This is a genomic window from Photobacterium sp. GB-56, assembly GCF_003026105.1.
Taxonomy (GTDB): domain Bacteria; phylum Pseudomonadota; class Gammaproteobacteria; order Enterobacterales; family Vibrionaceae; genus Photobacterium.
Window position 1 is genome coordinate 317,519 of record NZ_PYNW01000005.1, and the last position, 13,933, is coordinate 331,451.

Here is a 13,933-nt window from a genome sequence, read left to right on the forward strand (position 1 = left end):
TACCAGATATGATTACCTATAACAAACATTGCCAAAATCAAGACAATAAGAGTCGCTCTGATGGTCATTTTTCAGCAGTAAAAGCCGCTTTTCTGCTATTAGGCCTTTCGAGTATTATTGTAATCAGTGGCTGTACACCAAAGGTTGAGGTTGCACTTTCAGAAAAGCCGATCGTTATTAACCTTAACATCAATATTAAGCATGAAATCAATGTGAAAGCCGATCGTGAAATTAATGAGCTATTCAATGACAAAGATGTATTTTAAATTCGTTCTGAGTGTACTTAGTGGGCTATTACTATTGTCGTCAGTGGCTCATGCATTAACGTTACAACAAGCTAAACAGCACGGACTGATTGGTGAGGCAAATAATGGGTATGTGGCCAGTGTACAACCTACTCCTTCACCGTCTTTACGTGCGTTAATTAATTCCGTGAATAACAAACGCCAACAAGGCTACTTGCATATCAGCAAAAAAAATAATCTATCATTAGATGATGTGACTAGCATGGCACAAGAAAAAGCGGTAAAGAAAACTTTACCGGGACAGTATTTTCAAACTAAAACGGGGGATTGGGTTAAAAAATAAACCCTTACTTATGTTAAGTTTTTCTTAACCCCACACTCAGTCTATTTAACTCTAAACTGTTCAGTATTCAGCGTATAATATTCTTAATTATAATTATATTTTTATCGCTATTACTATGCCCATCATTGATAACCTCAAACGTCTACGACCAATGGACGCGATTTTTATTTGTACTGCATTATTATGTTTGCTACCTATTATCAGTTCGCCAATCGCTTTAATTCTTGGTTTTCTACTTGCCAGTTTTGGTTTAGTCCCTTCACAATTTAATATCGCTGCCCTAACCAAAAAACTTTTATCTTATTCCATTATAGGTTTGGGCTTTGGTATCCATTTAAATGAGGCAATTGAAGCCAGTAAAGCTGGATTAGGCTTAATCATTTGCTCTATTTTCTTTACGCTACTTCTAGGCTGGATTGCTACTCACTTTTTATCACTAGATAAGAAAACCGGTCATTTAATTGCCTCTGGTACTGCAATTTGTGGTGGTAGCGCTATTGCAGCGGTTTCCCCTGCTATTAATGCAAAAGATGAGCAAACATCACTTGCCTTAGCAACGGTATTTGTCTTAAACGCTGTCGCACTGTTTGTATTCCCGGCTATTGGTCATTTATTGGACATGAGCCAGCACGCTTTCGGAACATGGGCAGCGATTGCCATTCACGATACCTCATCTGTTGTCGGTGCAGCTGGTTCTTACGGGGATGAAGCCTTAAAAACAGCAACAACGTTAAAGTTAGCGCGTGCATTATGGATCATCCCTGTCGCTTTTATCAGTGCTTTAATTTTTAAAGGGAACAGCAAGAAAATCGCGGTACCTTACTTTATCGTTTTATATTGTGTTGCTATTTTAATTGCGCACTTTTTACCGCAATTTCAATCTGTTTACGATGTGATATTTACAGCTTCTAAACGTTTGCTGGTGGTGTGTCTATTCTTAATCGGCTCTGGGATCACTGTTAATAAGCTGAGAAATGCGGGTCCAAAACCAATGTTATTAGGTGTGCTACTCTGGCTTGCTATTGGTATATCCTCATTAATCTATATCGAAATGTTTATCCCTTAACTTTTCGCTATTGTCTAAACAAAGAGCCAGACTATATGTCTGGCTCTTTGTTTTTATACGCTGGTTAGCAGCCTTGAGTATTACATTTCCATAATTGGACGCCACATCTCTTCTAATTCTGCTTCTGATGGTATAGCACTATGCTCGATTTTTTTTACTACTCGACAGGGATTACCTACAGCAACAGAGTCTGCAGGAATATCTTTCGTTACAATACTACCTGCGCCAATGACACTTCTATCACCAATAGTAACCCCGTCTAATATTATGGCTCCGGCTCCTATCCATACATTATCACCAATAGTGATAGGATTAGCAGCGGCAATAGGTAAGACTCTTTCAGCAATATCTAATGGATGACCTGCTGTACTAATAACCACATTCGGTCCAATTTGAACGAACTCTCCAAGCATCACTGGAGCAATATCTAAAATTTTAACGCCTGCATTAAGAAAACCACCACGTTTGAAATGTATATTCTTTCCCATATCACAATAAAATGGCGGAAGAATAGTAACGCCATTTACCGAACCCAATAACTCAAACAGGATGCGATGATATTTTTCGTCTTCTGATGGTCGAGCATGGTTAAAGTCATACAGCTTTTCTTTAACACTTTGCTGAAATTGGACAAGTTCTGGGTTGATGGGTAAATGTACGGAGAAATCTGATAGTTTGCTGCTCATCCTTGCCTCTAATACCAATAGACATTTCAATATAATAAATAAAGTATCTGATGGCGCGGCTATTTTATATAACAAGAAACACGGATAAATAAAAAAGCGGCTATCATTTTGCCGCTTCGTGATAGAGATCTTAATTAAAAAGGATAAATACAATTTTGTTTATTCAGGTGAATATAACAACAAGTCAAAACGGCCGTTACCATGAAGAATATCAAGATCAGGCTCATCCGCAATTAAATCACGAATAGATGGGCTTGCAATAATCGCACGCTCTAGATCTTCAATCGCTTGCTCTTCAATCCCTAATCGAGAATAAGCACAAGCACGCTGATAAAGTGCAGGACCATTGGTGTCATCCACCTCCAACACTCGATTACATAAGCTCAGCGCCCAATGGTATTCCTTAATTTCCATTGCCGCATCTGCTTTATAGGTTAACGCTTCAAGATCACCGGGGCGAATAAGTAAAATTTCGTCATACACGCCAATACGTTGTTCTGGTGTTTGAGAACTTTGCGCACGTAACCAAAGGTTATGAATTTCGTTAATTTTCTCAATTTCTTTATTATTTTCACTAATAATGCGTGTTTTACGTTTTAAATCTCGTTCAAGCGCCAAGAACTTCTTCTCATATTCTTGGGCAATCTTCTCTAATCGTTTATCCGCCATTTCAGTGGTGTTACTTTTGAACTCACGAAGAGACTGCCAGCCAACAAAAGCGATAAGAGATGCGACACCTGCAATAATGTAGAAAAAGTAAGTGACGGTGACATTCGCATAATTTAATGACTTATCGGCAACTGATAATTCGCGATCGGTAATTTCTATCACCATTCGACGTTCAAGATCTTGCTGTGATTCACGTAAATTTTTCAATTCATCAAGAATATAACGTTCCATGAACGGCTTTTCTAACATGTCCGTTTCTGAGTATTTTTTTTCACTTGCCTGTACAGAAAAACAGAGAAGTAGAGAAACTAATAGCCCTATAAGCAAGCGCATAAGTATTCCTTTTACATAGGTAAACAGTACAACTTCTGAAACCATAGCAAATGGAGGGACTAAATAGCAAAAAGTGAAGGTAAATTGCTGAAAAATAGGTATATAAGCAGTTTAATAGAAATATATCGAATAATTAATCATCACTTTCTAGTTTTGTAATGATTGAAATAAGACCATTTACTCTTCTAAAATGTAAATCCCCTATTAAAAAACTAAATAGAAGTTATCAATAAATCAACATTACGAACTCACAGTATTATGGTTCAATTTCAACCCGATCAGATCTAGATACAGTTTGAATTGCGTGATGTTTACTCTCATCAACTTTAAGCCATACCACTGTAATAAGAATAACAAAGGCGATTAAATCGCAAATTGCACTGATTAATCCTGATGTCATTAGCGAAGCAACTATTAGCCCAATCGCAATCAATGCCGCTGTAATTCTAAGCTTTTTATCATTATTTTTATCTAACCATTTTTTCATACTTCACTCCTATCTGCTGATTAATAGTAATAGAGTGATGAAGGTTGAAAAATATCGATTGAGTATTTGATAGAGTAAAATAGTCTATCAAATACTCGTTATTAAATGTGAGTATTAAAAAGCGAACATACTATTTGGCTCTTACGATACAGATAGAGCATCAACTCGGTTAGCGATTATTGCTTATAGCAACGCTTTAATTCACTAAAGCGATAGAAATAGCTCCCAGCCTCAATAGGGTGACATGATGATTTAAAGCCAATTTCTTTCTCGTTATAAAGCATTTTCACAAGCAAATCATCAGCTTCACCACGATACACATCCCACTGAATATTACTGCTATAAGGTGCTACCCATTTACCGTGCCAATCATTGTTGTCGTAGCTAAAGGTCGTTTGAGGATCAACACCCTCTTCACTACCTTTCAATTGCATATTGGCAGCAAAAGGCATAATAGTTTCAGCATGGGCAAAACGTACCTTTAGTGCCGCCTGCTCATTACCTTGTTTAATTTTTTCGATTTCATTGAAAAAGTCATCAACCAATACCGATGCCATCTTGTAAGTAATATCAGTATTGTTAAAGCTTGGGCCTTTTTCATAAAAATCTTCACCATCTAATACATAGCTTAACCATTGAGTTTCTTCTGGAGTAAAGAATTGCTCAAAGTGCCAAGGCTCTTCACCTGCTTCTTGTGCCATACCTGGCGCAATTAAGTAGAGGTTAAACAAATGTATTACTGCATCGACTTCATTTTCTGCCAATAACTCATCAGGCTCTTCTGTTGAATAAAACTTCAGTTCACCATTTACTATTTGTTGTACAAACTCAGGACTATAGAGACTTTCTAATACTGCTTGTGCTACTTGATGAGATTTCTCGCTATCGAATAAACGATCAATAGCCGCTCTTAATGCAGCGTCGTGATCAACATAGTCATTGTATTCTTTGTTTTCTTTATGGAAATACAACTGCGCTTTGTTAACTTTTGGTTCTAACAGTAAATCGGCGAGATCTTGGTTATTTTCTGTCAAACCTTCAGTAAAAGCATTGGCACTTGCCAGTGCGCGATCTTTACCTGAATATTCCACCACAACATGACGTTGATTTTCTATTGCTTGATCAACCAAAGAATGATTGCGCTGTGCTGCACGCTTACCAATCGCCAACAATTCATCATGACCTAAACCGGATAAATTACCGTAACCTAACGCTTCGTTAGCTGCAGTCATACGTTCGATTTCAGCACCGAGCTTTTCACCTAATGGAGTAAGCGCACCTTGCTTTTGTGCCTCACGCCAAACTTGCATTGAAATATCGTCATATTTAAAACTGGAAAGTGCACGGGAACCATGACGAGAGACCAACTCAGAATAAACTAACTCATAACCTTGCGGTGCTTGTTGGTAACTACCGAGTTTCTGCTGTGGCGCATAAGTTGTTTTTGTACCAAATTGATACTCAGTAACGGGATCGGGTTTATCATCTGAATGACAAGCTGTGATCCCGATAACGCCCAGAGCACAACACAAAGCAAGATAACGCATATAAAACCTTAATATTCGTGTAAAAACGCGAGATTAAGCGAGTTATGTGACAACTTATCTTCATTTAGGTCAGGCTTTTGTCAACTTAAAACTATTCGCCGCGACAGAGGTTTAACATTTCGCAATCGGTAATTCATCAAGTCGTGTAGTCCAACGGTTAGAACGATGTGCTTGCTTCATATGCCAGTTGGAAGTTGCAATAACAGAGGCGGGTTTAATTCCATTTTTAAACTTCGCATTCATCATATCTGTGATTGCCATTAACTCTCGACGTTTAGATTCATCATAAGCACTGGTATCAAACATATCTAATTGAAAACTATTGTTTTCAGCTGGCGTCAGTTCATCTAATATCACACCAACTTTTTGATACTCATAGCCTTCTTTATAGAGCTGTTTTAGCTGCTGTATTGCGGATTCAATAAACTTATAGTTATCTTGGCTTGGGCACATAAGTGCCACTGCGCTACTACGGTTTCGCTGTGGGAGTTGTTTATAGCGATTAGTACGTAAGAACACACCAACAATATTGGCTTGGCTTCTTTGTTTTCGTAGTTTTTCTCCCGCTCGTTGACAATGAAAAGCCAAAGCAGATTTTAACTCTTCAAACTCGGTAATGCCTTGCCCAAAACTTCGACTCGATAAAATTTGTTTTCGGGTTTCATCAATATCCCCAGGCGCAATGCACGCGACACCTTGCAATTCCATTATTGTTCGTGCAAGAACGACATTCCATACTCGCCGCATTTCTGGCGCGCTCTTTTGAGATAGTTGTAATGCATTATCAATACCTAATGTACGTAACTTCGTTGCCGTTTTTGCCCCTATTCCCCAAATATTTTGAATATCTGTACGGGCTAATAACCATTCTCTTTTATAATCACTGTCAATTTGAATGACACCATTCACCTGTCGCTCATACACTTTGGCTGCATGATTGCCCAATTTAGCCAAGGTTGCTGTAGCACCAATCCCTACACGAACAGGTAATCCAATATTTTTATAAATAGTGTCTTTAATTTCGCGACCATAATCTTGTAATTGATCTAACTTGAAACCATCAAGACGAACAAAGGCTTCATCTATTGAATATTGTTCAACACACGGAGAAAATTTAGAGAGCTCTTCAATAAAACGACGACTCATATCGGCATATAAGTTGTAATTTGAACTACGTACCTGAACGCCTTTCATACGTACATCTCGTTCAACTTTAAACCATGGCGCACCACGTTGAATGCCCAGTGCTTTCGCTTGATCAGAAAGAGCGACACAACAACCATCGTTATTTGAAAGTACCACTAAGGGCTTATTCACTAACGTTGGATCAAACAACTGTTCACAAGAACAATAGAAACTCTTGGCGTCTACCAATGCCCACACTTGATCGTGTTTACCTGTAATAATTTCAGATATTGTCATTTCAAATACAGCATTAAAGTAAATTGTGAATATTACGGGTCACGACACCAAAAATTTCAGCATCTTGAGGTAGAGGAAATGATTTCATGGCTGGATTTTCTGCTTTTAACCACCAAGCATCATTTAAACGAATTAAACGTTTACAGGTAAATTCATCATATATGCGTGCAATAACTATTCGCCCAGGGATCACCTTTTCAGCCCGATCAACCACCAGCAAATCACCATCAAAAATTCCAGCGCCAATCATGGACTCACCGGATGCACGCAAAAAGAAAGTCGCATTAGGATGGCGGATCAAATACTCATCAAGATCTAAACTCTCTTGATGTCCATCAGCGGGAGATGGAAAACCACACATCACTGATTCAATAAAATACGGATATGCTGTCATTAAACAGACCAAAAACACTACTGTACATTTATACAGTTTAATACGATTGGTACTGTAAGGTCACTTTTTTTATTGTTTTTTCTCTTACTGCAAAAATCCATTATTCATGAAACATATTAAAAACTAGTAAATCAGTATTTTAATCGAATGAAAAATCATCAAACAGCGTTTTTTATACTATTTTAATGCGGAGAATATACCTTTATTGGATACAATGAATCAAATAAAATCCGATACTGAATATTGACGCCTATTTCTAGGCTTTCGTCGATATAGTATCTACTCTCAAAGATTATGGAGACACATATGACGTTGCTGACTCGTAAGGCAGTTACTCTTTTAGGCCTATTAGCTTTATCTGGTTGTGCATCTTCTGACAGCCCATGCGATTCAGGTTACCTTATGCCATCAAAAATTGATGGTGCTAATTTTCAGTGTGAAAAACCAACTCATACAGTCGTTCCTGAAACAACAGTAACGCCACCGCCAGTGATTGATAGCGATTATATCAACAACAATAATGCGCACCTTGAAGATGAGACATCAATGACTAACGACCAAGCATTTGGTGATATTTCTCCTTCTCGTTACACAGTACAAATCTTAGCACTAAGTGAAGAGCGTAATTTACGTGGTTACCTACAGCCAATTACAGGTAATGAGCCAATCTGGGTTAACTGGAAACATGTCGACGGCCGTAACTGGTACGCTGTCATTTATGGTAACTTTGCAACAAAAGATGAAGCTCGCCAAGCTATTCACAGTCTACCTGCATCTGTTCAAGCACAAGGACCATTCCCATTAAGCTTTGCCAAGGTGAAAGCTGACAAAGAAGGTCAGGTATACCAACTACGTTAATCAACCTTTGATTACGCAATAAAAAACCAGCACTTAGGCTGGTTTTTTATCGTCTATATTTTTTAACAGAAATAAAAAACCAGAGTCATACTCTGGCTTTTTTGCAGTGATTAAATAGAGAGCTTATTCGCCATCTTTACTCACGTCTGTATTGCGCTTTTTCTTCGGCATAAATACGTCGTTACCCACCGCTTGGTTTTCGTAAAAACGTTTATCCACTTTCTTCTTAGCACGTGGAGCTTGCTGCTTCTGAGCAACCACTTTATCGCCTGTTGGTTTCTTCTTAATAAACTTCTTCTTAGGCGCAGGTTTCAACCCTTTAAACTTACCTTCTAACCCTTCGATAGTGGTAAATTCAATCTTCTGCTTTAAGAATGCTTCAACGTTTTTAAAGCTCTTCCAGTCTTTAGGGCCAACCAGTGATACAGCATCACCTTTGTTACCCGCACGACCTGTACGACCTACACGGTGTACATATTCTTCCGCGTGTTTAGGCATATCGAAGTTAATGACCAGTGATACGTTATCAATATCTAAACCACGAGAAGCAATATCCGTTGTAACAAGGATCTTATGACATGTGCGCTCAAATTGGCTCATGATGCTATTACGTTGGTTCTGGTTTAAGCTGCCACTTAATGCAACGGCTTTTAGCTTGCGCTCGTTTAGTTCAGCGGTTAAACGATCAGTATCAGCACGGGTTGCAGTAAAGATGATAACTTGTTTGTAATCTTGGGTTTCTAAGATTTTATCCAGTAACGCTTGTTTATGATCTAAGTGATCACAAAGAATAAAGCGTTGTGTAATATCTTTATGCTCTTCTGCTGAGTGGCCAATCGAAATACGCTTGGGGTTATCAAGCATTTCAGATGCAATTTCTACGACATCTGAATGGTCTAACGTTGCAGAGAACATTAAGGTTTGACGACGACGGTGGTTAGCCGCTTCGTTAATACGACGAAGTTGTGCTTCAAAACCTAAATCAAGCATACGGTCTGCTTCATCAAGGATTAGCATTTCTAAACCGTCAAGGTGCGTACTACGGTGCTCTAGGTGATCAGCTAAACGACCCGGTGTTGCAACAACAAACATAGGGTCATTACGAAGTGCTTTAACTTGATCATTAAAGTTTTCACCACCAACAATCAAGGTACCGTCATAAGGTGTACCTGCATTTAATGTACGTAATTGCGCAAAAACCTGTTTAGCCAATTCACGCGTTGGTGTCAGGATCAATACTCGAGGATCACGGCGTGTAAACGGCTTACTACGATACATACGTTGCATTGCAGGAAGCAAAAACGCCAATGTTTTACCGGAACCCGTTTTCGATGAGGCTAAGATATCTTTGCCTGCGATAGCAACAGGAATAGCTGTTTGCTGAATTTCGGTTGCTCGATCAAACGCCAAATGATTGATTTTTTTCAGTAGGCGTGGGTCTAATCCAAGATCTTTAAAATGCAAAATGACGCTCCGGTAAAAACAACTCTTTGGATAGAGTTTACAGTTAACTATGATGAATATCACAATAACGTGAAAAACATTAGCCGTTGATTATAACACAAGTTCTGATTAAGAAAGCATATTTACCTTTTTCATTTTCTCATAAAGCGGCAGATAAAAGCGAATTGGAAAGCAATGAGCATTTAGTCTAATCTAGCGAAGATTTATTCAATAAGGATGTATGATGTCAGAAAATAAATTCCCATTATGGTTAGCCGTTTCCTATACCCTCTTTTTCATCATTTTAGGAATAAACCCTGCTTTTAGAGAAGTATGGATAGCAGAAGCCATTCCGCTGATTATTATTTTTGGAATACTCATTTTCACTTTCCGTTACTATCGTTTTAGTAACCTTGCTTACGCTTTAATGGCAGTATGGTTAGTACTACACAATATCGGCGCTCACTATACCTTTGCGAATGTCCCATTTGATTGGTTTAATGATTTAATTGGTTCCCGACGTAATAATTTTGATCGTCTTGCCCACTTTTCAATTGGCTTTTATGCTTTCCCTATCGCTGAATATTTAGTGAGAAAAGACCATTGTAAGCCGCTTATTGCCGGTTTATTTGGTTTATTTGCTGTCATGGCGATTGCTGCTGGTTATGAGATCATTGAATGGTGGTACGCTGCAAGTGCTGGTGGTGAAGCAGGCATTGAATTCTTAGGCTCTCAAGGAGATATTTGGGATGCTCAGAAAGATATGTTAGCTGACACCTTAGGTGCCGTGTTTAGTTTGATCTTATTCTTTATTTTTAAAACCTATAAGCAAACCGAAGGTTAAAACATCTGCTGTTAAATGCTCATATCAAAAAGGCGCTCACTTCAATATAAAGTGGGCGCCTTTTGATTATTCGTAATTCAGCGCTAACGCTAATTATTCAGAGTCTGGATAACCATTTGGGTTAGTCGACTGCCAGCGCCAAGTATCTTGTGTCATATCATCTAAGGTTAATTTCGCTTCCCAATGTAACTCTGCTTTTGCTTTTGCAGGATCGGCCCAACATTCAGCAATATCACCAGGACGACGCGCTGCAATGCGGTAAGCCACTTCCACACCTGAAGCATTAGAGAATGCATCAACCATTTGCAGTACGCTGTTACCTTTACCTGTACCTAGGTTATAAATGTGTAAACCTGCTTCAGAGCCTTTATGGTTCAGTGCTGCTAAGTGACCATCAGCAAGATCAACGACATGAATGTAATCACGAACGCCAGTGCCATCAATCGTTGGATAGTCATTGCCAAACACAGATAGGAATTCACGGCGGCCAACTGCAACTTGAGAAATAAATGGCATCAAGTTATTCGGGATACCTTGTGGATCTTCACCCATAGTGCCTGATTTGTGCGAACCAACAGGATTAAAGTAACGCAGTAACGTAATGCTCATTTCTGGATGAGCGTGTTGAATATCGGCCAAACACTCTTCAACCATTAACTTACTACGGCCATAAGGGTTGGTCGCACTGGTTGGAAAGTCTTCTGTAATTGGTACAGAAGCGGGATCGCCATAAACCGTTGCTGATGAACTAAAGATCAATGCATTCACACCAGCCGCACGCATAGCTTCAACAAGCACTAATGTGCCATGAACATTATTATCGTAGTATTCAAGAGGCTTCTCTACTGACTCACCCACTGCTTTTAAACCCGCAAAATGGATAACAGCATCAATTTCATTTTCAGCGAAAACTTTATCTAAAAAAGCACGATCGCGAATATCCCCTTGATAAAAAGTAGGTTTAACGCCAGTTAGGTTTTCAATACGACCCAATACTGTTTCTTTACTGTTATACAAATTATCGACAATAATTGGTGTCATACCTGCTTCAATCATTTGTACACAAGTATGACTGCCGATATATCCCATGCCACCAGTAACTAAAACACGCATAGTGTCTCCTAATCCTTAAAATAGAGGCTATCACATTCATACAAAGCTATATTAAGCCGTCATATTAAATGGATAATCAATCAGTTGACAATAATTATCGTGATTCATCACCATAGTTTCAAGTCAGTTATGCTTAATATTACCATCGAACGCACTTAATCTTTATTATCTATGTTTACAATTACAAACAATATCTTCAGTTTTAATGACTTGCACCGCTGTTATAAAACACCGTATTATTATGCGGTGCTTTTTTAACTATCGAGTCACTATGAAACGTTTATTTCCTATAACTATGATGGTATGCAGCTTGCTACCTCTTCTCAATGGCTGTGAAGTGGTTCAATGGAAAACCGATCATGATCAAACCGTACTACATGATGATGGTTTTACTAAACATTCCCTTGCATTAAAAGAAGGCGGAACGCTGACTTACTGGGAAGGTGGACAAGGTAAACCTTTATTATTATTGCACGGTTTTGGCGGAACAGCTGCGGCAACATGGAAAGCTGAAATGCTTGAGTTAAGCAAACATTATCGTGTTATCGCGCCTGATTTATTGTGGTTTGGTGAATCAAAAAGTAAAGCAGAAGCACGTTTAGCGACCCAAACTCAAGCAATATGGCAACTTGTTGATCACTTAAAACTACAAAAAATCAATGTTGCTGGTATCTCTTACGGCGGTTTTATTACTTACGATATGATGACGACACCAGAGAGGATCAATAAAGCCATTATCATTGCTAGCCCAGGCCCGCTTTTTAGCGATAATGACTTAGCTGATTTGGTTAAACGTACCAATGTGAATACACCAGAAGCGTTATTTGTGCCGAATGGTGCTGACGGTATTCGCCGTTTATACGACAATGTTTTTGTGAAAAAAAAGCCAATGCCGGATTTTGTTGCAGAGCAAATCTATCAAGGCTATTTTTCACAATGGAAGCCAGAACGTGCCAGTTTGATCCAAACACTGCCATTAGATCGTGATCGTATTCAGCAATTCGATCCTACTCATTTGCCGAAACTCATGCTCATTTGGGGTGAAAAAGATAAGATATTTCCATTATCTAATGGCATCAAACTCAGCAAATATACTCAAGCACCCATCGTGGTTATCCCAAATACTGCACACGGTGTGACTAATGAGCAACCCCACCTCACATCTGAACTGATTAATAACTTTTTACAACAATAAATCAGTGAGCAGTAGTAAATAAGAGGGAAGATACATTCTTCCCTCATTATCACTGGCTTCTAACGTTATTAACACGTTAGACAAAATAAATCATCGTTTCTATTCTTTATTGTTCTTGATAAAACTCGTTACATTAAATTTCAAAAAAAATTAGACATAGAGTAAAACGCTGCTATTCTCGCACAGTGCACAACATGCTGTATTCTTTCATTCTGTGCGAAGGCGTTTCCAACTTATGACGACATTAATCAAAAGCAATCAACTCCACCCCACCAATTTTGCTTATATCGAACTTAGCGAAAAAACACTTAAAAAACAGCTCGCATTACTTTTCCCTTTTTCTGGCGCTATTTGTGCTGTCATCGCATTTACTTATTTCGTTTCTGATGCTGAGTTTTATTTCACGCTTGTCGGTATCGTTGGCATGTTCCTTTGTTATAGCCTTGCTCTCCTCAACCGCTCTATTTTTTCAGCGAAAGTCTTATTCTGGATATTCTTGATTGCGACAACCTTAGTCTGTGCTAGTGGGTTTTATTTTGAAGGTGCACGCCACATCAGTAACACAATTGGATTAACCATTCCTCTGTTGTGTTTTTTCGCTTTAAGGATAAAAACAGCAGCATGGTATAGCACTCTATTTGGTTTTATCTATATCGTTCTGAGTATTTCTGAAATTTCCAATAAACACTTACAAATATCATCGGCATTACAAAACATCAGTGCTTATTCAATAATTTTTGTGATGGCATTTTTACTTTCTCGCCATCGCTATGATGCCATTATGCAAGTTAAACGTACCACAACGCATGACTACTTAACTGGGCTTCTAAGCCGTGAAGGCTTCATCCCTCTTTATCTTAATGAGTCATCTCGTTGCAAACGCTATCGTCGTGATATATCGATGCTACTCATTGATATCGATAATCTTCGCGACATTAACGATCGATACGGACTCGATGTGGGTGATAAAGCCATTATGATGCTGGCAAAATGCATGAAAGAGACTTGTAATGCCGATGTTCAAATTGCACGATTAAGTTGCCAAGAATTTTGTATTCTTATACCTAATGCAGATCTCCAAAAAGCAGAGTTTATAGCCATTGCATTACGTAATGAGGTCGCTAAATGGACTTTAGAATTAGAATCTGGTCATAAAATTAATATGACGATCAGTGTTGGTATTACCACCGTTGAACATCAAGATTTTAGGTATGACTACATTAAAGCAGAGAGTGCATTGATGCGTGCGAAACGTTGGGGATATAATCAAATAGCAACCAATGAATAA

General features: G+C 38.5%; 15 protein-coding genes. 7 read left to right on the plus strand and 8 right to left on the minus strand.

Annotated features, from left to right (window positions below):
- Positions 1-8 precede the first annotated feature (8 nt).
- The 3 genes from C9J42_RS21715 (at position 9) to C9J42_RS09675 (ending at position 1,654) form a co-directional block, all read left to right on the plus strand.
- On the plus strand, positions 9-266 hold the full coding sequence (locus C9J42_RS21715; protein ID WP_233217752.1) for a YnbE family lipoprotein: 258 nt from the start codon (positions 9-11) through the stop codon (positions 264-266).
- A complete protein-coding gene (locus C9J42_RS09670; protein WP_107301959.1) occupies positions 247-588 on the plus strand; it encodes a YdbL family protein in 342 nt (113 codons plus the stop codon). Before C9J42_RS21715 ends, C9J42_RS09670 begins: the two co-directional genes overlap by 20 nt.
- Before the next feature lie 115 nt (positions 589-703).
- Positions 704-1,654 carry a YeiH family protein gene (locus tag C9J42_RS09675; RefSeq protein WP_107207904.1) on the plus strand — a complete coding sequence of 317 codons (951 nt, stop codon included), beginning with the start codon at positions 704-706 and terminating at the stop codon, positions 1,652-1,654.
- A gap of 80 nt (positions 1,655-1,734) precedes the next feature.
- On the opposite strand, the gene C9J42_RS09680 is transcribed toward C9J42_RS09675, so the two are convergent.
- From C9J42_RS09680 to C9J42_RS09705, 6 genes are all read right to left on the minus strand, one after another.
- Positions 1,735-2,340 (minus strand): sugar O-acetyltransferase, encoded by a 606-nt coding sequence (locus tag C9J42_RS09680; protein ID WP_107301960.1) that lies wholly within the window; start codon positions 2,338-2,340, stop codon positions 1,735-1,737.
- 159 nt (positions 2,341-2,499) lie between these two features.
- Positions 2,500-3,342: a tetratricopeptide repeat protein gene (locus C9J42_RS09685; protein WP_107301961.1), complete on the minus strand. Its 843-nt coding sequence runs from the start codon at positions 3,340-3,342 to the stop codon at positions 2,500-2,502.
- A 256-nt stretch (positions 3,343-3,598) separates the two neighbouring features.
- On the minus strand, positions 3,599-3,829 hold the full coding sequence (locus C9J42_RS09690; protein WP_107207901.1) for a hypothetical protein: 231 nt from the start codon (positions 3,827-3,829) through the stop codon (positions 3,599-3,601).
- Between the two features lie 176 nt (positions 3,830-4,005).
- Positions 4,006-5,376: a histidine-type phosphatase gene (locus tag C9J42_RS09695; RefSeq protein ID WP_107292628.1), complete on the minus strand. Its 1,371-nt coding sequence runs from the start codon at positions 5,374-5,376 to the stop codon at positions 4,006-4,008.
- 111 nt (positions 5,377-5,487) lie between these two features.
- Positions 5,488-6,798 (minus strand): Y-family DNA polymerase, encoded by a 1,311-nt coding sequence (locus C9J42_RS09700; RefSeq protein WP_107292627.1) that lies wholly within the window; start codon positions 6,796-6,798, stop codon positions 5,488-5,490.
- A gap of 13 nt (positions 6,799-6,811) precedes the next feature.
- On the minus strand, positions 6,812-7,192 hold the full coding sequence (locus tag C9J42_RS09705; RefSeq protein ID WP_107207896.1) for a LexA family transcriptional regulator: 381 nt from the start codon (positions 7,190-7,192) through the stop codon (positions 6,812-6,814).
- A 306-nt stretch (positions 7,193-7,498) separates the two neighbouring features.
- On the opposite strand from C9J42_RS09705, the gene C9J42_RS09710 reads away from it, so the two are divergent.
- Positions 7,499-8,050: an SPOR domain-containing protein gene (locus C9J42_RS09710; RefSeq protein ID WP_107207894.1), complete on the plus strand. Its 552-nt coding sequence runs from the start codon at positions 7,499-7,501 to the stop codon at positions 8,048-8,050.
- 123 nt (positions 8,051-8,173) lie between these two features.
- On the opposite strand, the gene C9J42_RS09715 is transcribed toward C9J42_RS09710, so the two are convergent.
- Positions 8,174-9,514 (minus strand): DEAD/DEAH box helicase, encoded by a 1,341-nt coding sequence (locus tag C9J42_RS09715; RefSeq protein WP_105062160.1) that lies wholly within the window; start codon positions 9,512-9,514, stop codon positions 8,174-8,176.
- 223 nt (positions 9,515-9,737) lie between these two features.
- Here C9J42_RS09715 and C9J42_RS09720 point away from each other — a divergent pair, with 223 nt between their 5' ends.
- Positions 9,738-10,337, plus strand: a complete 600-nt coding sequence (locus C9J42_RS09720; protein WP_107207893.1) for a DUF2238 domain-containing protein — start codon at positions 9,738-9,740, stop codon at positions 10,335-10,337.
- Between the two features lie 93 nt (positions 10,338-10,430).
- On the opposite strand, the gene galE is transcribed toward C9J42_RS09720, so the two are convergent.
- Positions 10,431-11,450, minus strand: a complete 1,020-nt coding sequence (gene galE, locus C9J42_RS09725) for a UDP-glucose 4-epimerase GalE (protein ID WP_107287877.1) — start codon at positions 11,448-11,450, stop codon at positions 10,431-10,433.
- 271 nt (positions 11,451-11,721) lie between these two features.
- Here galE and C9J42_RS09730 point away from each other — a divergent pair, with 271 nt between their 5' ends.
- Together C9J42_RS09730 and C9J42_RS09735 are read left to right on the plus strand one after the other, a co-directional pair.
- Entirely contained in the window at positions 11,722-12,645 is a 924-nt protein-coding gene (locus tag C9J42_RS09730; RefSeq protein WP_107301962.1) for an alpha/beta fold hydrolase, read from the plus strand.
- Between the two features lie 235 nt (positions 12,646-12,880).
- Positions 12,881-13,933 (plus strand): GGDEF domain-containing protein, encoded by a 1,053-nt coding sequence (locus tag C9J42_RS09735; RefSeq protein ID WP_107207887.1) that lies wholly within the window; start codon positions 12,881-12,883, stop codon positions 13,931-13,933.